This window comes from Candidatus Methylomirabilota bacterium (genome assembly GCA_036002485.1).
Taxonomy (GTDB): Bacteria; Methylomirabilota; Methylomirabilia; order Rokubacteriales; family CSP1-6; genus AR37.
Genome location: DASYTI010000137.1, coordinates 1 through 19,662, shown reverse-complemented (window position 1 = coordinate 19,662; position 19,662 = coordinate 1). Strand labels below are relative to the sequence as shown.

General features: G+C 68.5%; 14 protein-coding genes. 6 read left to right on the top strand and 8 right to left on the bottom strand.

The features are described from left to right. Positions 1–342 precede the first annotated feature (342 nt). Positions 343–2,397, bottom strand: a complete 2,055-nt coding sequence (locus VGT00_13500; GenBank protein ID HEV8532428.1) for a transglycosylase domain-containing protein — start codon at positions 2,395–2,397, stop codon at positions 343–345. A gap of 511 nt (positions 2,398–2,908) precedes the next feature. Here VGT00_13500 and VGT00_13495 point away from each other — a divergent pair. Then, positions 2,909–3,556 (top strand): ABC transporter substrate-binding protein, encoded by a 648-nt coding sequence (locus VGT00_13495; GenBank protein HEV8532427.1) that lies wholly within the window; start codon positions 2,909–2,911, stop codon positions 3,554–3,556. A 41-nt stretch (positions 3,557–3,597) separates the two neighbouring features. Here the strand turns inward: VGT00_13495 and VGT00_13490 are convergent, their stop codons facing one another. The 3 genes from VGT00_13490 to VGT00_13480 are packed head-to-tail and all read right to left on the bottom strand — an operon-like array spanning position 3,598 to position 11,074. Then, positions 3,598–6,735 (bottom strand): multidrug efflux RND transporter permease subunit, encoded by a 3,138-nt coding sequence (locus VGT00_13490; protein HEV8532426.1) that lies wholly within the window; start codon positions 6,733–6,735, stop codon positions 3,598–3,600. Beyond that, positions 6,732–9,848: a multidrug efflux RND transporter permease subunit gene (locus VGT00_13485; protein HEV8532425.1), complete on the bottom strand. Its 3,117-nt coding sequence runs from the start codon at positions 9,846–9,848 to the stop codon at positions 6,732–6,734. The genes VGT00_13490 and VGT00_13485 overlap by 4 nt, the downstream gene beginning before the upstream one ends. Further along, positions 9,845–11,074: an MdtA/MuxA family multidrug efflux RND transporter periplasmic adaptor subunit gene (locus tag VGT00_13480; protein ID HEV8532424.1), complete on the bottom strand. Its 1,230-nt coding sequence runs from the start codon at positions 11,072–11,074 to the stop codon at positions 9,845–9,847. The genes VGT00_13485 and VGT00_13480 overlap by 4 nt, the downstream gene beginning before the upstream one ends. 125 nt (positions 11,075–11,199) lie before the next feature. Here VGT00_13480 and VGT00_13475 point away from each other — a divergent pair, with 125 nt between their 5' ends. Continuing rightward, positions 11,200–11,556 (top strand): cupin domain-containing protein, encoded by a 357-nt coding sequence (locus VGT00_13475; protein HEV8532423.1) that lies wholly within the window; start codon positions 11,200–11,202, stop codon positions 11,554–11,556. A gap of 234 nt (positions 11,557–11,790) precedes the next feature. On the opposite strand, the gene VGT00_13470 is transcribed toward VGT00_13475, so the two are convergent. Next, positions 11,791–12,171: a Zn-ribbon domain-containing OB-fold protein gene (locus VGT00_13470; GenBank protein HEV8532422.1), complete on the bottom strand. Its 381-nt coding sequence runs from the start codon at positions 12,169–12,171 to the stop codon at positions 11,791–11,793. After that, positions 12,164–13,318 carry a thiolase domain-containing protein gene (locus VGT00_13465; protein ID HEV8532421.1) on the bottom strand — a complete coding sequence of 385 codons (1,155 nt, stop codon included), beginning with the start codon at positions 13,316–13,318 and terminating at the stop codon, positions 12,164–12,166. Before VGT00_13465 ends, VGT00_13470 begins: the two co-directional genes overlap by 8 nt. 409 nt (positions 13,319–13,727) lie before the next feature. Here VGT00_13465 and VGT00_13460 point away from each other — a divergent pair, with 409 nt between their 5' ends. After that, on the top strand, positions 13,728–14,885 hold the full coding sequence (locus VGT00_13460) for a hypothetical protein (GenBank protein HEV8532420.1): 1,158 nt from the start codon (positions 13,728–13,730) through the stop codon (positions 14,883–14,885). A 168-nt stretch (positions 14,886–15,053) separates the two neighbouring features. On the opposite strand, the gene VGT00_13455 is transcribed toward VGT00_13460, so the two are convergent. Together VGT00_13455 and VGT00_13450 are read right to left on the bottom strand one after the other, a co-directional pair. Then, complete coding sequence (locus VGT00_13455) at positions 15,054–16,157, bottom strand: HD domain-containing phosphohydrolase (GenBank protein ID HEV8532419.1); 1,104 nt, start codon at positions 16,155–16,157, stop codon at positions 15,054–15,056. Further along, complete coding sequence (locus VGT00_13450; protein ID HEV8532418.1) at positions 16,154–17,167, bottom strand: GGDEF domain-containing protein; 1,014 nt, start codon at positions 17,165–17,167, stop codon at positions 16,154–16,156. Before VGT00_13450 ends, VGT00_13455 begins: the two co-directional genes overlap by 4 nt. Positions 17,168–17,259: 92 nt before the next feature. On the opposite strand from VGT00_13450, the gene VGT00_13445 reads away from it, so the two are divergent. The 3 genes from VGT00_13445 to VGT00_13435 are packed head-to-tail and all read left to right on the top strand — an operon-like array spanning position 17,260 to position 19,398. Further along, entirely contained in the window at positions 17,260–17,511 is a 252-nt protein-coding gene (locus VGT00_13445; protein HEV8532417.1) for a sulfurtransferase TusA family protein, read from the top strand. A gap of 4 nt (positions 17,512–17,515) precedes the next feature. Continuing rightward, positions 17,516–18,700, top strand: a complete 1,185-nt coding sequence (locus tag VGT00_13440; protein ID HEV8532416.1) for a cysteine desulfurase family protein — start codon at positions 17,516–17,518, stop codon at positions 18,698–18,700. 8 nt (positions 18,701–18,708) lie between these two features. Then, the gene (locus VGT00_13435; GenBank protein ID HEV8532415.1) at positions 18,709–19,398 is read left to right on the top strand and encodes an HAD hydrolase-like protein; all 690 of its coding nucleotides are present in this window, start codon (positions 18,709–18,711) and stop codon (positions 19,396–19,398) included. The last annotated feature ends 264 nt before the right edge of the window (positions 19,399–19,662 follow it).

Here is a 19,662-nt window from a genome sequence, read left to right as displayed (position 1 = left end):
TGATTGCGGGCTCCCGCAACAAACCGTTGACGACCGAAATTGGGCTGAGCCCCGAAGGGGTGATGTCTTGGCGCTCGAAGGTCGCCTGGTCGAGTGACCAACCCAGTGACCAATCGTTGAGATCTGCAGTGATCACCTGGTGTCACCAGGAGTCATCTCCACCGTCAAGACCGCCATTTCTCGAACAACATGATACCCATAGCGGCACCATGTGGGCTTCCCAAGCTGGACGTCGCCGGTTCGAATCCGGTCGGCCGCTCCAAATCGCCCAAAGGGTTACGGGAAGAATCCGCAACCCTTTGGTGTGTCTGCTCCCGCCTAACCCTGGGAGGCCCAGCCGATCTACTTGAAGCGCCTCTCGATCCAGTCGAGGAGGTTGGTCACGCCGGTCTGCAGGAAGGATTCACATTCGTCGGGAAGCCTCGTGCCTTCACGGAAGGCTTCCTGAATCACGTCGTCGCTTCCGCACCAGAACGAGACCCGTCTCCCCGTCTTCCTGTCGATCTGCGCCAGGACCACTCCCGGCGGCGGCGTGAACTGAGCCGGAGAGGTCTGTCGCACCGCCGCCTGCATGACGGGACCCCAGATGGGCAGGGCGGCCTGTGCCCCCGTGAGGCCGAGGGGCGTGGCGTCGTCCATCCCCACCCAGACCCCGACCACCAGATCGGGCGTATAGCCGACGAACCACGCGTCGCGAAGCCCGTCCGTCGTGCCTGTCTTCCCCGCCGTCATCTCCTGAAGTCCCCAGGCGGAGCTCCGGGCGCCCGTGCCGCGCCGCATGACACCACGGAGCAGATGGTTGATCAGGAATGCGGACTCGGCGGACACCGCGCGAACCGATGCCGGCAGCGGTGCCATGGCCGGCCCGCCGCCGGAGACGTCCGCGGCCAGGGCGGTGGGAGCGACACGGACTCCGCCATTGGCCAGGGTGGCGAAGGCGCCGGTGATCTCGAGGAGCGTCACCTCGGAGGTGCCGAGGGCGAGCGACGGGACCGGGGCCAGGGGATGCTCGATGCCGACGGCGCGGGCCATGTCCGCGACGTGACGGGGCCCCACGTTCAGCGCGACGCGCACGGCGGGAATGTTCAGCGACTCCTCCAGGGCGCGGCGCACCGTCACCGGTCCGTGGAACTGTCCGTCCATGTTCCGCGGCTCCCAGTTGCTGCCGCCCGCCGGTATGAGCAGCGGCTCGTCGGCGAGGACGGAGGCGGGCGTGATGCCCGCGCCGCGGCGCTCCGCCTCGAAGGCGGCCAGGTACACGAACGGCTTGAAAAGGGATCCCGGCTGTCGCACCGCGCGGGTGGCGCGATTGAATGACGTCTCGCCGTAGCGCCGGCCGCCCACGAGAGCGCGGATCTCTCCGGACGCCGGCTCTATGGCGATCACCGCGGCCTGCACCTGGCCGGCGAGGTGGGGCCGATCTCTTTCAATCCGCGCCACCCCGTCCCTCACCGCGGCCTCCGCGGCCCGCTGGAGGGCGAGGTTGAGCGTGGTCTGGAGCTGCAGGTCGCCCGACTCCGGCAGCTTCGCCCGGCGCCCGAGCTCGCCGGCGACGAAATCGACGAAGTACGGGGCGACCCTGGAACCCTCGTTGGGTTGCCGCGGCAGCGGTCGGGAGACGGCCCGACGGGCGATGGCCGGCTCGATCAGTCGAGCCTCCTGCATGGCGAGGATGATGCCGTCACGGTACTTCTTGTCTCGATTCTGGGCGGAGAGCATCCGGTTGGGCGCCCGGATCGCGCTGGCCAGCCAGGCCGCCTCGTCGACGTCGAGGGCGCCCAGGTCTTTGTCGAGGAAGTGGCGCGCGGCGGCGGGAAGCCCGTAGACGGGCAGGTCGCCATGATGCCCGAGGTAGACGGAGTTGAGATAGGCCTCCAGGATCCGGGTCTTCGAGTACCGCACCTCCAGGAGGAGAGCGATGAGGGCCTCGCGAGCTTTTCGTCCCCACGTGCGTCGGGTATCGAGGAACAGCGTTCGCGCCAGCTGCTGGGTGATGGTGCTGCCGCCTTCGCGGAGCTCGCCATGCTTGAGATTGACGTGGAAGGCGCGTCCGACGGCCAGCAGATCGACCCCCGGATGGGCCCAGAACCGCCGGTCCTCGGCCACGAGAACGGCGTCGACGACTGACCGAGGGATCCGCTCGAGGGGCACCCAGCTCTGGGCCTTGTGCGAAGGATAGATCGCCGCGACGGGCCGGCCGCCGGGAGCGAGCTGGCCTTGCGCATAGAGATGCACGATGGGAGTCCTGAGGCCGCCGGGCGCGGGAAGTGAGTAGTGCCAGGAGATCGCCGTGAGTCCAAGAATCACGGAGATCGCGGTGAGAAGCACGGTCCGTCGCGTCCGGCCGAAAGCTTGGGGCGGCGCGGCGCGGGCGGCGGGGACGGTGTGACTGGGCATCGCAGCCAAGAGCAGCATGGCGTGTGCCAAGCGCCATCGCGTCGTCGGTCTTTCCTAAGTAGCAGCCGGGCGTGCACTTGTCGTCAGGCTGCCCCGTGGGCGAGCGGCCCTCATCGGAATATTCGAAGAGCACCGCGTAGGAATTACCGGGTGATCGCGACGTGGGGCGGGCGCAGGACGAAAGGCCGACCCGGTATCGATGACCTCACCAGAAGGCGCGCATCAAGGGACCGAGAATGCATGCTCCGAGTTTTTCGGAGGTTAGATGCGAAGACTTCGAGCGAAGCCTACTCGGCACGCGCCTTGCTGGAGTCGCTCGAAGCACCTAGACGAAGTTCTGGCTGGAGCAGGCGGCACGCCGACAATCGGCCCCGCGAAGCTCATTGACAGGCGCCCGAGAGGGCGTTCGAGGACGGAGATACTAATGTGTGAGGCAGCGAGCGGGTCCGTGTCGCGGCAGGTTTCCCTTCTCATGGTACCTCGGCTTGTCCGGCTGACGAGCATCGCCACCGTGGGAGTCGCGATGCTGGCCACCGCGGTGGCGTGCGGGACCGAGCCCGCTCTTGCCCAGACGATAGGGAAGAGCGCGGACGCCACGTCGCCCGCGCGCGCGCTCCCGCCCCTCGAGCTCGTCAAATCGTCCATGACCCGCGTGCTGGCCATCGCCCAGTCGCAGACAGCGGGCGCCCCCGCGAGCGCACAGCGGCGCGAGATGCGCCTGGTCGCGGAGCAGCTCTTCGACTTCAACGAGATGTCGCGCCGGATGCTGGGCCCCCACTGGAGCGACGGGACGCGTGAAGAGCAAGCAGAGTTCGTCCGGCTCTTCACCGACCTGCTCGAGCGATCCTACCTGACGGCCCTCGCGCACTATCCTCTGGTCACCATCACCTTCGAGGGCGAGTCGGTCAACGGGCCCTATGCGCAGGTCAGCTCGCAAGTCGCGGTGGGCCGGCGCGGGAACGCTTCACTGGAATACCGCCTCCTGGAGACCGATGGACGATGGGCGGTGTATGACATCGTGGTGGACGGGGTCAGCCTCGTCCTGAGCTATCGGAGCCAGTTCAATTCCATCCTGCGGACGTCGAGATTCACCGAGCTCCTGGACAGGTTGCGGAGCCGGGAGGCCTCGGTGACTCCGCGGGGCGACCAGGAGCGCTGAAGGGCTGGTTCTCGTCAGACCGCATCCGTGCCCCGCCGCCGTCAGGGACGAGGGCCGGCTGGACTTTCCTGTGGGGATCCGCCGAAGGCACGGCCGAGCTGTCCCCGCCAGCGGACGACGCGTAGACGGCCTCGCTCGAGGAAGAGGTACACGACCGGGGTCGTGTATAGCGTGAGGAGCTGGCTCAGGAGAAGGCCGCCCACGATGCTGATGCCCAGGGGCCGCCGCAGCTCCGAGCCCGTGCCCGTACCGAGGGCCAGGGGCAGGGCGCCCAGGAGCGCAGCCATCGTGGTCATGATGATGGGCCGGAATCGCCGCAGGCAGGCCTGGTGCACCGCCTCGCGAGCGTTGCGGCCTTCGCGCCGCTCGAGGTCGAGGGCGACGTCGATGACCAGGATGGCGTTCTTCTTCACGATGCCGATGAGCAGGATGACGCCGACCATGCCGATGATGGAGAACTCCATCTGGAAGGCCATGAGGGCGAGGAGCGCGCCCACGCCGGCGGAGGGGAGGGTGGAGAGAATGGTGAGGGGGTGGATGTAGCTCTCGTAGAGGACGCCCAGGACGAGATAGACGGCGACGAGGGCGGCCAGGATGAGCAGGGGCTGGGTGGAGAGGGCGACCTGGAAGGCCTGGGCGGTGCCCGCGAAGCTGCCGCGGATACTCCCGGGCATGCCGATGCGGCGCTCGGCGGCCGCGATGGCCGCCACCGCGTCGCCGAGGGCGACGCCGGGGGCGAGATTGAAGTACGTGGTCACCGAGGGAAAGAGTCCCTGGTGATTGATCTGAAGCGGCGCCGGGCTCGGCTCGAATCGGGTGAGCGCGGTGAGGGGCACGGAGTTGCCCGCGGCCGACTGGACATAGATGTTGCGGAGGGCGTCCGGGCTCTGCCAGAAGCTCGGCGCCACCTCCATCACCACGTGGTACTGATTCAGCGCGGTGTAGATCGTGGAGACCTGGCGCTGGCCGAAGGCGTCATAGAGCGTCTCGTCGATGAGCCGGGTGCTGACGCCGAGTCGCGCCGCCGTGGGCCGGTCGATGGTGAGCGGCACCTGCAGTCCCGCGTCCTGCTGGTCGCTCGAGACATCACGGAGCTGGGGGAGGCCGCGGATGGCCTGGAGCACCTTGGGCGCCCAGGCGCTCAGCTCGGTGAGGGTATCAGCCTGCAGGGTGAACTGATACTGCGCGTTGCTGAGGCGGCCGCCGAGTCGGATGTCCTGCACCGCTTGAAGATACAGAGTGGCGCCGGGCACCCGGGCGAGCTTGGGACGCAGCCGGGTGATGATCTCGTCCGCCGTGGCATCGCGCTCCGACCGTGGCTTGAGGGACACGAACATTCGCGCCGTGTTGACGGTCGTTCCCCGTCCTCCTCCGCCTCCCGTATAGGCCGTGACGGTGGCCACCCCGGGGTCCGCGCGGACGATGTCGGCGAGCCGACTCAGCTTGTCCCGCATGGCCTGGAAGGAGATGTCCTGGGCGGCGACCGTGATCCCGGCGAGCCGGCCATTGTCCTGCTGGGGGAAGAAGCCCTTCGGGATGGTCACGAACAGGTAGACGTTGACCGCGAAGGTGACGGTGGCGATGAGGAGGACGAAGCCCGGGTGCCGGAGGGCCCAGCCCAGGCTCACGTCGTAGAGCCGGAGAATGCCGTCGAAGACTCGCTCGCTCGCGCGGTCGAAGCGTCCCCGATCCTGTCCCTGTCGGGAGCGGAGGAGGGCGGCGCACATCATGGGGGTCGTGGTCAGGGAGAGGACGAGGGAGATGAGGACCGCGATGGAAAGCACCGCCGCGAACTCCCGGAACAGCCGGCCGATGATTCCGCCCATGAGCAGGATGGGGATGAAGACGGCCACGAGGGACACGCTGATGGAGAGCACGGTGAAGCCGATCTCGCGCGCCCCCGTGATGGCCGCCTCCCGGGCGGGCATGCCCGCCTCGAGGTGGCGCATCACGTTCTCGACGACCACGATGGCGTCGTCCACCACGAATCCCGTGGCCACTGTCAGGGCCATGAGGGAAAGATTGTCGATGCTGTAGCCGATCAAGTACATGAAGGCGAAGGTGCCGATCAGGGACACGGGGACGACCACACCGGGGATGGCGGTGGCCCGGACGTCGCGGAGGAAGAGGAAGACCACCAGCACCACGAGGGCGACGGAGATCATGAGGGAAATCTGGACGTCGTGGATGGAGGCGCGGATGGTGACGGTCTGATCCAGCACCGCCGTCAGGGTGACGTCGGCCGGCACGAGAGCATGAAGCTCCGGCATCTCCTCCCGGATCCGGTCGACGGCTTCGATGATGTTGGCGCCCGGCTGGCGGAAGATGATGAGCAGGGCGGCCGGCTTGCCATTGGCCAGACCTATCGATCGCAGATCCTCCACGGAGTCCACGACCTCGCCCAGGTCTGAGAGGCGCACCGGCGCGCCGTTGCGCCACGCCACGATGAGCGGCCGGTATTCCGCGGCGAAGCGGAGCTGGTCGCTGGTCCGGATCTCCCAGGCGCGCTCGGGACCATGGATCTGTCCCTTGGGATGGTTGACGTTGGCGTTGGCGAGCACGCGCCGCACATCTTCCAAGCCTATCCCGTAGCTCGCCAGCGTCATCGGGTTGAGCTCGACCCGGACACCCGGAAGGGAGCTGCCGCCCACGAAGACCTGCCCGACCCCCTCGATCCGCGCGAGCTTCTGCTGCAGGACCGTGGACGCCACGTCGTACATCCGGCCGGTGTCCACGGTGGACGAGGTCAGGGCCAGGATCATGATGGGCGCGTCGGCCGGGTTGACCTTACGGTAGGTCGGATTCGCGGGCAGGTTCGAGGGGAGCTGGCCGGCGGCGGCATTGATGGCCGACTGGACATCGCGGGCGGCGCCGTTGATGTCACGCGCAAGATCGAACTGGAGGGCCACGCTGGTGGAGCCGAGGTAGCTGGCCGACGTCATCTCGGTGATGGCGGCGACGCGGCCGAACTGGCGCTCCAGCGGTGTGGCCACGGCGGAGGCCATGGTCTCGGGGCTGGCACCGGGCAGCGCCGCGGACACCTGGATGGTCGGAAAGTCCACCCGGGGAAGCGGGGCCACGGGCAGCAGGCGATAGCCGAGGATGCCCGCTATCACGAGAGCCAGGGTGAGGAGCGTGGTGCCCACCGGGCGACGGATGGCGGGGGTCGAGAGGTTCACGAGAGCCCCTGGGCGGCGGCGGACGTGACCGCGGCGGGCGCCTTTCGTCGCGCGGCGCGCGTGGCCACCCGGTCGAAGGCGAGATAGATGACGGGGGTGGTGTAGAGCGTCAGGAGCTGACTCATGATGAGACCGCCCACGATGGCGATGCCGAGCGGCTGCCGCAGCTCGGATCCCACCCCGCCTCCGAGGGCGAGCGGCACCCCGCCCAGGATGGCCGCCATGGTGGTCATCAAGATGGGCCGGAACCGGAGCAGGCAGGCCTGGTAGATGGCCTCACGGGCCGGCCGGCCCTCCGAGCGCTGAGCGTCCAGCGCGAAGTCGATCATCATGATCGCGTTCTTCATGACGATGCCGATGACGAGGATGATTCCGATGAGGGCGATGACGCTCAGGTCCAGACGCGCGGCGAGCAGGGCGAGCAGCGCCCCCACCCCGGCGGAGGGCAACGTGGAGAGAATCGTCACGGGGTGAATCCAGCTCTCGTAGAGCACGCCGAGCACGATGTAGACGGTGACCACGGCGGCCAGGATGAGGAGGGGCTCATTGGCGAGCGAGGCCTGGAAGGCCCGTGCGGCTCCCTGGAAGCGCGCCTGGATAGTGATGGGGAGGCCAAGCTCCTGCTTGGCCGTCTCGATGGCCTGGACGGCGTGGCCGAGCGAGATCCCCGGGGAGAGGTTGAAGGAGACGGTGACGGCGGGGAACTGCCCCTGGTGGTTCACGGCGAGCGGCGTGGCGCGCTCCTCGATGAAGGTGAAGGCGGAGAGCGGCACCTGGCCCGCCGTCGAGGACCGGAGATAGATCTGCTGCAGGGCCTCGGGGCTCTGGCGGAAGTCGGGCTTGACCTCCAGCACCACGCGGTACTGGTTGAGCTGGGTGAAGATGGTCGAGACCTGGCGCTGGCCGAAGGCGTTGTAGAGCGCGTCGTCGATCATCTGGGGCGTGATGCCGAGGCGGGAGGCGGTGGGGCGATCGATGCGCACGGAGGTCTCGAGACCCCGATCCTGCTGGTCACTTGCCACGTCCCTGAGCTCGGGCAGCAGGCGGAGGCGCTCCACCACACGCGGCGCCCACGTCGTCAGCTCGGCCAGATTCGGATCCTCGAGACTGTACTGAAACTGCGTCCGGCTGACGCGGTCTTCCACGGTCAGGTCCTGGACGGGCTGAAGGTAGAGGGTGATGCCGCCGACCTGGGCGAGGGACGTGCGCAGGCGGTCGATCACCGCGTCCACGCCGACCCGCCGCTCCACCAGCGGCTTCAGGCTGATCAGCATGCGGCCGCTATTGAGGGTGACGTTGGTGCCGTCGATCCCGATGAAGGACGACAGCGTCGCCACCGCGGGATCCTTCAGGATGACCTGTCCGAGGGCGCGCTGGCGCGCCGCCATGGCGGGAAACGACACGGCCTGCGGGGCATCGGAGATGCCGAGGATGACGCCGGTGTCCTGGGTGGGAAAGAGCCCCTTGGGGATGAGGGCGTACAGGACGAGGGTGAGGGCCAGGGTGCCCACGGCCACGAGCAGGGTCAGGCGCTGGTGCTCCAGCACGCGGCTCAAGGTGGCGGCATAGCCCGCGCGGAGGGCCTCGAAGAGCCGCTGGGCCGTCCGCGCGAATCGATTCCTTTCCGCCTCGCTCTGGTGGTGGAGGAGCTTGGCGCAGAGCATCGGGGTCAGGGTGAGCGACACGACGGCCGAGACGAGGATGGAGACGCTGAGGGTGATGGCGAACTCCCGGAAGAGGCGGCCCACGATATCGCCCATGAAGAGCAGGGGGATGAGCACCGCGATCAGCGAGACGGTCAGGGAGAGAATCGTGAACCCGATCTGCCCCGAGCCCTTGAGAGCCGCCTCGAGGGGAGAGTCGCCCGCCTCGATGTACCGGGCGATGTTTTCGATCATGACCACGGCGTCGTCCACCACGAAACCGGTGGAGATGGTGAGGGCCATGAGGGAGAGGTTGTTGAGGCTGAAGTTGAGCGCGTACATGACGGCGAAGGTGCCGATGATGGAAACGGGCACGGCCACGCTCGGGATGAAGGTGGCGGCGGGGCTGCCCAGGAACAGGAAAATGACGAGCACCACGAGGACGACGGCGAGCATGAGCTCGAGCTGGACGTCATGGACGGAGGCGCGGATGGTGGTGGTGCGGTCGGTCAGCACGGACACCTCGACGGAGGTCGGCAGGGTGCCCTGGAGCTGTGGCATGAGCTGCTTCACGCGGTCCACGACCTGGATGAGATTGGCGCCGGGCTGTCGCTGGATATTGACGATGACGGCCGGCCGATCGCCCATCCACGCCGCCTGGCGAAGGTTCTCGGCATCGTCCACGGCGTCAGCCACGTCGGAGAGGAGCACGGGGGCGCTGTTGCGGTAGGCGATGACGAGGGATTGATAGAGCTCGCTCCTCACGAGCTGGTCATTGGCTCCGATGGTGTAGGCCTGCTGGGCGCCGTCCAGGCTGCCCTTGGCCTGATTCACATTCGCCGCGGCGACGGCCAGGCGCACGTCGTCGAGGGTGAGGCCATTGGCGGCCAGCCGCGCGGGATTCGCCTGAATGCGGATGGCGGGCTTCTGGCCGCCGCTCAGGGTGACCAGGCCCACGCCCGGAAGCTGGGAGAGCTTGGGCACGAGCCGTGTGTCGGCGAGGTCCTCGACGGTGGTGAGGGGGAGGGAGCTCGAGGTCAGCCCCAGGGTGAGGATAGGCGCGTCGGCCGGATTCACCTTGTTGTAGAGGGGAGGATTGGGGAGATCCCTGGGCAGGAACGAGGATGCCGCGTTCATGGCCGCCTGCACCTGCTGCTCGGCGATGTCGAGGGCCAGGCTCAGATCGAACTGGAGCGTGATGACCGAGCTCGTGCTCGAGCTCGTGGACGTCATCTGCTTGAGGCCGGGCATCTGACCGAATTGCCGCTCCAGGGGCGCGGTGACCGCCGAGGCCATCACGTCCGGGCTGGCGCCGGGATAAAACGTCTGCACCTGGATGGTCGGGTAGTCGACCTGGGGTAAGGCCGAGACGGCGAGCAGGCGATAGGCGACGGCGCCTGCCAAGATGATGGCCGCGGTCAGGAGCGACGTGGCCACTGGCCTCAGGATGAACGGCCGAGACAGGTTCATGAGCCCGACTTGGCGGGGGGTCGATCGCGGCTGGTCGGCTCGACCCGAGAGCGCTCCTGCACCTTGTCGGCGCCGTCGACGATGACGGCCTCGCCGGCCTTGAGTCCGTCGCGGACAGGGGCCAGACCACCTTCGGTCGGGCCGAGGGCAACCTTGCGGAGCTCGACCGTCTTGTCGGCGCGCACGACGTACACGAAGGGACCCTGGACGCCGCGCTGAACCGCTTCCACGGGAACCAGGACGGCACCGCGGAGCGTGTCCACCAGCACCCGCACGTTGACGAACTGGTTCGGAAAGAGCGCGCCGTCCGCGTTGGCGAACGAGGCCTTGATCTTGACGGTGCCCGTACCCGGGTCGATCTGGTTGTCCACCGCCACCAGCGTGCCCGTGGCGAGCTTTGTCCGGCCCTCCCGGTCGTAGGCGTCCACGGGGATGGGGCTCCCGCCCCGCATCCGCGCGAGGACGGGGGGCAGATGATCCTGGGGTATCGCCGACACGACGGCGATGGGCTCGACCTGGGCGAGCACCACGAGCCCGCCGGGATCATTGGCCTTGACCATGTTGCCGGGATCGACGAGCCTGAGGCCGGCGCGGCCATTGATGGGGGCGAGGATGCGGCAATACGTGAGTTGAAGCTTGATGCTTTCGATCTGTCCGAGATTGGCCTTGACGTTGCCCTCGGCCTGGACGACCGCCGAGGCCTGAGTATCGAGCTGCTGCTGGGCGATGAAGCCTCCCGCCACGAGCCTTCTGTAGCGCTCCAGGTCGAGCCGGGCATTGCTCAGTGCGGCCTGGTCACGGGCGAGCTGCCCCTCGGCCTGCGTGAGCTGGGCTTCGAAGGGGCGGGGATCTATCTCCGCGAGCAGTTCCCCGGCACGGACGTTCTGCCCCTCGCGAAAGAGCGTGCGCATGAGCTGGCCATCGACCCGGCTCCGGACCGTCACGATATTGAGGGCCGTGACCGAGCCCAGCGCCGTCAGATAGACGCCCAGGTCGCCCGTTCGGGTGGTTACCGTCAAGACAGGCACCGCTCGGCCTGCCGCGCCGCCCGCGCCCGGGCGCGCGGCGGGTTGTGCCCGGCCCGGCCGGTTCAGCGCGAAATAGGCGCCGCCGGCCAGCAGGAATGCGACGACGAGACAGATGACCCAGGTCCGCCGCGACCACGGGCGCGGCGGGTGGCCTGGGACGTCCCCTACCTCCTCCGATCCGGCTCCTTCGATCGTCATGGGGGTCCTTGTCGCTCGCTTGTAGCACAGTCTACCCTAGGGCGGGAACCCTGCGCTGACGGGGACCCTCATGAGGTGACCCGGAGGCCCGATAGGGCCTCCTCACATGAAGGAGACTCCACACCATGCCCAAAGCCGAGCTCGAGTTCTTCAAGCCGGACCATATCCCCTGGGAGCCCGTCGCCGCCTCGGCCACCGGAGGCGCGGGCGGCGCCGGGGTCAGGCAGAAGATCCTGAGCCGCAACGAAGAGGGCGACGTGACACGATTGCTGGAATTCGAGACGGGCGTCGAGACGAGCGAAACCATTGTCCACGACTTCTGGGAGGAGGTCTGGATCCTGGAGGGCGAATTGACGGACCTCGGCAAGAAACAGACTTTCACGGCCGGCATGTACGCCTGTCGCCCGCCGGGCATGATTCACGGCCCGTACCGCGTGCCGAAGCGGTGCGTGACCCTCGAGCTGCGCTACTTCAAGAAATAGCCTTTCGAGCTGAGGGGCTGCCGACGAGCCGCAGGCGAGGAGAGCGACGAGGCGAGGGCTGAGATAAGGCCTGTCGAGCTGAGGCGCTGCCCGCCGTTCGAGTTGAGCGGCGGCCAGCGGCCGTCGCGAGACGAGAGCTGAGTCAATCCCGCAGGCGCGGCGGTTCGAGCCGAGCGGCGCCGCCGCGAGGCGAGGCCCAATGGATCAGCGGCGAGGGTGAGGGCTGAGCTAAATTCAGGCGGGGCCGAAGCCGATGGCGGCCTGTTCGCTGGTGACGAGCGGGCGGAAGCGAACGGGGAGGCCGATCCTGAGGCTCTCGAGGGAAATGTCGACGATGCGGCCGAGAAGCGAGACGCCCTCGTCGAGCCGGACCACCGCCACGGCATACGGCACCTCGGCCGCGCGGCCGCGCGGGGCGACGCGGATGACCGTGAACGAGGTGATGTTGCCCGCGCCCGCCAGCGCCACCGGGGCCCAGTCGCGCTCCTGGCACGCAGGACAGAATTCCTTCGGGGGCATGGCGAGGTCGCCGCACCTGCGGCAGCGAATCCCGGTAAGCCGCCCCGAGCGCGCTTCCTCGAAGAAATGCTTGAGCGTCACCACAGGGTCAGCCACGGCCGAAGAGGCTTACGAGGACCGTCGCGGTATTGCCGCCCAGGGTGTGGGTCAGGCCCGTCCGCGCGCCTTCGACCTGGCGCAGGCCGGCCTCGCCCCGGAGCTGGGTCACGATCTCAGCGATCTGCGCGGCCCCGGTGGCGCCGATGGGGTGGCCCTTGGCCTTGAGCCCGCCCGACGGGTTGACGGGAAGCTTGCCCCCAAGACTGGTCCAGCCCTTCTCCGCCGCGAGACCTCCGGCGCCGGGCTCGAAGAAGCCGAGCCCCTCGGTGGCGACGATCTCGGCGATGGTGAAGCAATCATGGAGCTCCACGACATCCACGTCGGCGGGGGTCTTGCCCGCCTGACGGTAGGCGCCGGCCGCCGCGCGCTCGGTGGCCAGCACGCGCGAGAGGTCGCGCTTCTCGTGCATGAACATGGTGTCCGAGGCGGCCTCGGTGCCGAGAACCCAGACGGCCCGCGGGCGCTTCCGCGCCACCTCCTCGGCGGCGAGGACCAGGGCGGCCCCGCCGTCCGTGAAGGGGCAGCAGTCGAAGAGCTTGAGGGGATCGGCGACATAGGCGCTCTTGAGCACGGTCTCCAGCGAGATCTCCTTCTGGAACTGCGCCTTGGGATTGAGGACGCCGTGGCGATGATTCTTCACGGCGACATGGGCCATCTGCTCTTCCGTCGTTCCGTATTTGGCCATGTGGGCGCGGGCGATGAGCGCGAACACGCCCGGGAAAGTCAATCCCACCGATTGCTCGTAGGAAGCCTCCGAGCAATAGGCGAAATATTCCGTCGCCGCGTCCGTGGGAATATTGAGCACGCGCTCCGCCCCGCCCACCAGCACCACGTCCGAGACGCCGGCGCCGATCTCCATCACGGCGTGGCGGAAGGCGGCGTGGCTCGTGGCGCAGGCATTCTCGAAGCGGGTGGTCCGGATCGTCGGCAGGCCGAGCAGGGTGGCGGCCAGCGGTCCCATGTGCAGCTGGCGCTCGCCCTCGCCGCCGGTGACATTGCCATAGTAGAGCGCCTGGACCGCCGACGGGGCGATGTCCGCGTCATGGATGGCGTCAGCCGCCGCCTCGGCGAAGAGCTCGGCGCTGATGCGCTCGTGCTTCCCGAACCTGGTCACTCCTACCCCGATCACAGCGACGCGACGCATTCAGCCTCCCCGGCGCATAGGTCGAGAACCTAGCACAGCCATCATCGTCCGCGCGCCGAAGGCGAGTCAAGGGTCTCTGGAAGGGCTCGCTAAGCTCGTGATAACGTTTCAAGGACATGCGGAATGGGCGCGGATGACCCTCGAAGAGGGTCTCGTGATGGTCCTGGCGCTGGTGGCAGGCACCCTTCTCTTCATCGGCCTGGCCCAGGCGCTCGAAGCGCGGCCGGCTCCCGCCCGACCGCGGCGGCGGATCGAGCCCCCGCGTCCTCGGCCCCCTGAGCCGCCGCCTCGCCCTCCGTATACGGGGCCCGAGCGGCGACGCTCGGCGCGCGGCCGCCGCCCCGCTCCGTCTCCGCCCGCGCCGTCCATCACACCCTCTCCGGCTTCGGGCGAATCCGGATCGGGGGGGATGGCCGCGCGGGCGACCCAGCCAGACCTGCCCCTCGCCCAGGCTATGTCGACGGCGGAGGACCCGGTCGTGGAGGCCGTGGACACGTGTTTCGCCCTCTATCAGGAGGGGCAGCACGCGGCCGTCTTCGATGCCGCCGGCCCGCATCTAGTGGAACAGGCGTCCGGGACCGAGATGGGCGAGCCCTCCTTCGCGCGCGCCGCGCTCTGGACCGTCGTGGGTCTCTCGCGGCTTGCCGAGGGTGACGCAGAAGGCGCCCGGGCAGCTCTCGACCGCGCCGAGCGGGAAGCGCCGGACGGCGCCGCCGAGGGCTGCCCGCAGCGCATCGCGCTCCTGGCCGCCCCCGCGGCACGGCGTCTGCTCGCGACGTCGGAGGCCATAGACCCGACGGCGGTCGAGCGGCTGGCCGTGCTGCGGGTGGCCGTGCTGTGGCTGGAGTGGCGCATCGTCGCGGCGCCCGCCACCGAGGAGGTATCCGAGCTCCTGGATCGAGGACGCGAGGCGCTCTGGGATGGCTATGGGGTGGTCGCCCGCGCCATGGTCCGGCGCAAGCGGTTTGGCGATTCGCGCGCGCTCGTGCGCCGGGCTCTCGACTCAGAGGACCTGCCCGGGGCGCGCCGGGCTCCCCTCGGCGACCTCGCCTCCCGCAGTCTCCTGCGAGAGATCGGACGGCTCGCCGCCCGCGCCCGCGGCACCGCCACGCCGGAGGCGCAGGCTCTCGACTCGCTCGAGCGCGCCCGCGAGCTCCTGGCCGGCGCGCCGCCGGACAGCCTCGGTCCCGCCCGGTGGCACGCCGCCAATCGCCGCATCTGGCGAGGCTACACGCGCCTGGCCCAGCGCCACATCGAGGCCTTCGAGCTCGAGGCGGCCCTGCCACCGCTCTTCCGTGCGCTACACCTGCGTGACCTCGACCTGGGGCTCGACCGACAGACCCGCGAACTCTTGGCGCGCTCCATCGAGCGGGTCACCGACAAGGCGGGCGAGACCATAGGCCGCTTGCTCACGGAAGGCAACCGTCAGGCGGCCATGGAGCGATGGCAGGACGTGCGGTCACTCATCCAGAAGGCGCGCGATCAAGGGCTCTCGCACGAGCAGCTGGCCGTCGCCTTCGCCAGGGCGCGACAGATGCTGGAACAGATCGAAGAGGTCCGCCCCTAGGCGGCCGATAAAGGCCCATCTGCTTCGTTGTCGCCCTCGACCGCACGCTCAACGTAGAGAGACTACGCCTCGCGTGCGGATCGACTCAGCCCTCGTCTCGCGTCGGCAGGGCCGCCGCTCAACTCGAACGGCGGGGCGACGCCTCGCATCTGGACCTTTCTCGACCGCCTAGTGTTCGCGCGCCGCGGGACCTTTGGGGGCTACCTGCGCCCACTCGATGGAGCCGTTGCGGATGGTCTCGAGCAGCTCGAGAGGAATCTTGAGGAAGGTATCCACCACCTTGGGATCGAAGTGCGTCCCCGCGCAGCGGGCGATCTCCTTCCGCGCCGCGTCGAAGGTGATGGCCACCGAGTAGGGCCGGTCGAAGGTCATGGCGTCGAAGGCGTCCGCCACCGCGAAAATGCGCGCCCCCAGCGGGATCATCTCGCCGCGGAGCCCGAGCGGATAGCCGGTGCCGTCCCAGCGCTCGTGATGGTGATAGACGATGGGCACGGCGCCGCGGAGGAAGGGGATCCGCTCCACGAGACGGCGTCCGAGATCCGGGTGCGTCCGCATGATCTTCCACTCGTCGGGCGAGAGGGGACCGGGCTTGAGGAGGATGCCGTCCGGGATACCGATCTTGCCGATGTCGTGGAGCAGCACGCCGTGCTCGATGTCGCGGAAGTGGCTCTCGAGCAGCCCGTGCGAGCGAGCCAGGGTGAGGGAGTAGCCGACCACCCGTCGGGAGTGGGCGTGGGTGCCCACGTCCCGCGTGTCCAGGGCTGAGCCGAGCGCCTCCAGGGTCGCGCGATACGTGTCCTCGAGCTCGTTCAGGGCCGCGGCCAGGTCTCGCGTGGCTTCCGTCACGCGTCGCTCGAGCATCGCGTGGTATTCGCGACGCTCCATCAAGAGCTGGCGGCGCTCCAGGGCTCGCTCGGCCGCGATGAGGACCGCCTCCACGTTGACGGGCTTGACGATGAAGTCATAGGCGCCGCACTTCAGGCTCTCGATGGCCGTCTTGATGTCGCCCACCCCGGTGATGACGATGACGGCGGCGTCGTTGTCGATGGTCCGGGCTCGCCGGAGGAAGTCAAGCCCGTCCATGACGGGCATCTTGATGTCGGTCAGGGTCAGGGGTGGGCGCTCTCGCTCGAAGGACTCGAGCCCCTCGCGGCCATTGCTGGCCACGCGACACGTATAGCCGTCCGAGAGGAAGACCTCTCGGAGGGCGGAGCGCACCTTGGCGTCGTCCTCCACGATCAGGACTTCCTTGCGGACAGGGGGGGTGCTCATTCGCTCTTGCCCTCGGACACGGTCTGGGCCACCCCGATGTCCTCGTGCACGGAGACGCGATTCTTGCCCGACCGCTTGGCCGCGTACAGGGCCTCGTCGGCCGCCTGGATGAGATCCTCCGCGGTGGGCGCCACGTCCTCGGGCAGGGAGGCGATGCCGAAGCTCGCCGTCACGCGGCGCTTGTGGGCGAACTGGTACGACGACAGGACATAGCGGATGCGATCGGCGTAGAGCCGCGCCCCCGCCTTGGAGGTCTCCACGAGCAGGATGGCGAACTCGTCGCCGCCGTAGCGACAGATGACGTTGATGCCGCGGGAATGGCGAAGGAGGATCTCGGCCATGCCTCGCAGCGTCTCGTCGCCCGCGGGGTGGCCCAGGTCATCATTGACGGACTTGAAGCCGTCGAGATCCAGGAGCACCACGGACACCGGGTGGTTGAAGCGGCGGTACCGGGAGACTTCTTCCTCGAGACGGATGGAGAAGAAGCGGCGATTGTAGAGTCCCGTCACCTCGTCCTTGAAGGAGAACTCCTTCAGCCGGGCATTGGTGGACTCGAGCTCCTTGTACGCGGTGTCGAGCCTCACCGCGTAGCGATCGATGGCGGAGGCCTGCTGCTCGATGGGAGCGAGCATACGGGAGAACGAGTGCAGGAGGCTGTCGACGTCCTCGCCGGCCGCGGCCGGGGACGCGGTGCCTGCCGCGGGGGCCTCCGGCGCCGGCGCACGCTCCTGGCGTTTGCCGAGGGTCCGGGTCAGGTCCCAGATCAAGAGCCCGCCCACCGCCATGAGCAGACCGGTGAAGGCCAGGAGGGCCTGGAGCCATGGCAGGTCGCGCACCCGCCTCGTCTGGTCCAGGAGCGGGATCAGATAGGTGTACATGCCATAGCCGACCACGATCAGAGGGATGAACGAGGTCAGCATGAGCGACAGCATGATGGTGCGCCGAGCGCCACCGGCTACCAGCGTGGGCTCTTCGGGTCCCTCGGTCGGGAGGCGATTTGCCTGGGGCATCAGGGAATTATCGGGCGCGGGAGCTAGAAGTGTCAAGGTTTGCCGGGACCTTCCTTGACGCCACCTCGAGCGTTGGGCTACCGTATCGGAACATGGCTGTCGATCCGAAACTTCTCATTCCCGACAGGCAGATCGACTGCATCGGCCTCTTCTGTCCCATGCCCATCGTCAAGACGCGGGAGGCCATCCGCGACATGACCCTGGGGAGCCTTCTCGCCATGCTCTCTGACGACCCGGCATCGGATGCGGACATGCGAAGCTGGAGTCAGATCACCGGCCACGAGCTCGTAGACATCTCGCGACAGGGCGGTGTCTATCGTTTCCTCGTCAGGAAAACACGGTAGAGGCTTGGAACGCGGGGGCACCGCTCCCGACCGGGTCTACCTCGATTATGGCGGCTTCGCGCCTGTGGACCCGAGGGTGCTCGCCGTCATGCGGCCCTTTCTCGAGGCGGGCATCGGGAATCCGTCGGCGCCCCACTCGCTGGGCGCCGAGGCGCGGGAGTCCCTGGAGGCCGCGCGCGCCAAGGTCGCGCGGCTCGTGGGCGGCGCGGCCTCGGGCATCATCTTCACCTCCGGGGCCACCGAGGCCAACAACCTCGCCATCCGAGGCGTCGGACTCCGGACAGGGGCGCCCGCCCCGCATATCATCACCTCATCCGTCGAGCACATGTCGGTGCTCAATGCCTGCCGCGAGCTCGAAAAGGCGGGCGCCGCCGTCACCCTCCTGCCCGTCGACGCGGAAGGGCGCGTGGATCCGGACAGCCTGCGCCGGGCCCTCCGCCCCGACACGGCGCTGGTGTCGATCAGCGCGGCCTGCGCCGAGGTGGGGACGCTCCAGCCCATCAGCGACATCGCGCGAATCACCCGCGGGGCGGGGGTGCCGCTGCACGTCGACGCGGTAGGCACGATCGGGCGGGTTCAGCTTCCCGCGGAGGTCTTGGGGCTGGACCTGGTCACCGTGGCCAGCAATGACATCTATGGGCCGCCGGGAGCGGGGGCGCTCTGGGCGCGCACGGGCGTGCGTCTGGCTCCCATTCTGCTGGGCGGCGGCCAGGAGGGCGGGTATCGCTCCGGCACCGAGAATCTGCCCGCCGTCGTCGGGATGGGCGTGGCGGCCGAGCTCATCAGGACCGAAGGCCTGCACAGCGAAACGGGGCGGCTGCAGGCCTTGCGAGATCGGCTGGTCGAAGGCCTCTTGCTCTCCATTCCGGGCTGCCGCCTCACGGGCGCCCCGGTGAAGCGCCTCCCGCATCACGCGAGCTTCGTCCTGCGCGGGGTCAAGGCCGACAGCATTCTGCTCGACCTCGACCTTGCCGGCGTGGCGGCCTCATCCGGATCGGCCTGCGCGCAGCGCACGGGCACGCCGTCGCCGGTGCTGCGCGCCATCGGGTGCACCCGGGAGGAGATGGAGGGCTCGCTCTGCTTCACCTTCGGCCGCTGGAGCACGGCCGCCGAGGTGGAGGCGGTCATCCAGTGCCTGCCCCCCATCGTGGCGCGGCTGCGCGCCCTCGCCCTGCCCGCCCCGCGCTGAGGCCCTTCATGCGCCTCGTTCTCTTCGACATCGATGGCACCATCCTGTCCGCGCGCGGGGCGGGGCGTCGCGCCCTCGCCGCCGCCCTCACCGAGGTCTACGGGGGGGCGGGAGATATCGAAGGCTACGACCTTCGCGGGCAGACCGACCAGCGCATCGTCTTCGATCTGATGGAAGGCCGTGGTCTCTCGCGCGACCGAATCCGCGCGCGTCTCGATGATTGCTTCGAGGCCTATGCGCGTGGGCTCCAAGCCGAGATCGGCGATGGCCGGGGCGTGGTCATCATGCCGGGCATCGCCGATCTCGTCCGGCGGCTGGACGGAGAGGCGGGGGCCCTCGTGGGCCTGCTCACGGGAAATATCGAGGCGGGCGCGCGGATCAAGCTGACTCCCACGGGGCTGTGGCCGTATTTCCATCTCGGCGCCTACGGATCCGATCATTACGATCGACGCCAGCTCCCCTCGCTGGCGGCAAGACGGGCGGAGGCGCTGGTGGGGCGCGGGTTCCCGCCCGAGGAGATCCTCGTCATCGGCGATACGCCCCGCGATATCGAGTGCGCGCGTCATTTCGGGGCGGTGGCCATCGCCGTGGCCACAGGTCTATTCTCGCGAGCGGAGCTCGAGGCGGAAAACCCGGATCTCCTCTTCGACGACTTCTCCGACGTCGACGCGGCCTTCTCGAAGCTCCTCGGGCCCTGAGTGGCAACCTGCCTAGAGAAAGAGTCCCAGGCGGCTGAAAGAGGTCCAGATGCGAGGCGGCGCCCGAAGGTCGCGCGCGAGGCGTAGGGGCCAAGTGCCACCACCTCCCGGTCACTTTACTGACCGACCAAGAGTAAGTGCCAGTACCTCATGGTCGGTCGTCGAAGGGTCGGCGAGGGATGGCATACGAGATCTCAGCGAGCAGAGGTTGGTCGTCGGGAGCGCGCCGCCGAAGGGCATAGCAGCGCAACCGTTCGGCTTCCA

Excerpts from the sequence above, each read along its gene's own strand:
- VGT00_13500 (HEV8532428.1), bottom strand. The coding sequence starts at position 2,397 with ATGCCCAGTCACACCGTCCCCGCCGCCCGCGCCGCGCCGCCCCAAGCT.
- VGT00_13485 (HEV8532425.1), bottom strand. The coding sequence starts at position 9,848 with ATGAACCTGTCTCGGCCGTTCATCCTGAGGCCAGTGGCCACGTCGCTC.
- VGT00_13480 (HEV8532424.1), bottom strand. The coding sequence starts at position 11,074 with ATGACGATCGAAGGAGCCGGATCGGAGGAGGTAGGGGACGTCCCAGGC.
- VGT00_13475 (HEV8532423.1), top strand. The coding sequence starts at position 11,200 with ATGCCCAAAGCCGAGCTCGAGTTCTTCAAGCCGGACCATATCCCCTGG.
- VGT00_13465 (HEV8532421.1), bottom strand. The coding sequence starts at position 13,318 with ATGCGTCGCGTCGCTGTGATCGGGGTAGGAGTGACCAGGTTCGGGAAG.
- VGT00_13460 (HEV8532420.1), top strand. The coding sequence starts at position 13,728 with ATGGCCGCGCGGGCGACCCAGCCAGACCTGCCCCTCGCCCAGGCTATG.
- VGT00_13455 (HEV8532419.1), bottom strand. The coding sequence starts at position 16,157 with ATGAGCACCCCCCCTGTCCGCAAGGAAGTCCTGATCGTGGAGGACGAC.
- VGT00_13450 (HEV8532418.1), bottom strand. The coding sequence starts at position 17,167 with ATGCCCCAGGCAAATCGCCTCCCGACCGAGGGACCCGAAGAGCCCACG.
- VGT00_13445 (HEV8532417.1), top strand. The coding sequence starts at position 17,260 with ATGGCTGTCGATCCGAAACTTCTCATTCCCGACAGGCAGATCGACTGC.
- VGT00_13435 (HEV8532415.1), top strand. The coding sequence starts at position 18,709 with ATGCGCCTCGTTCTCTTCGACATCGATGGCACCATCCTGTCCGCGCGC.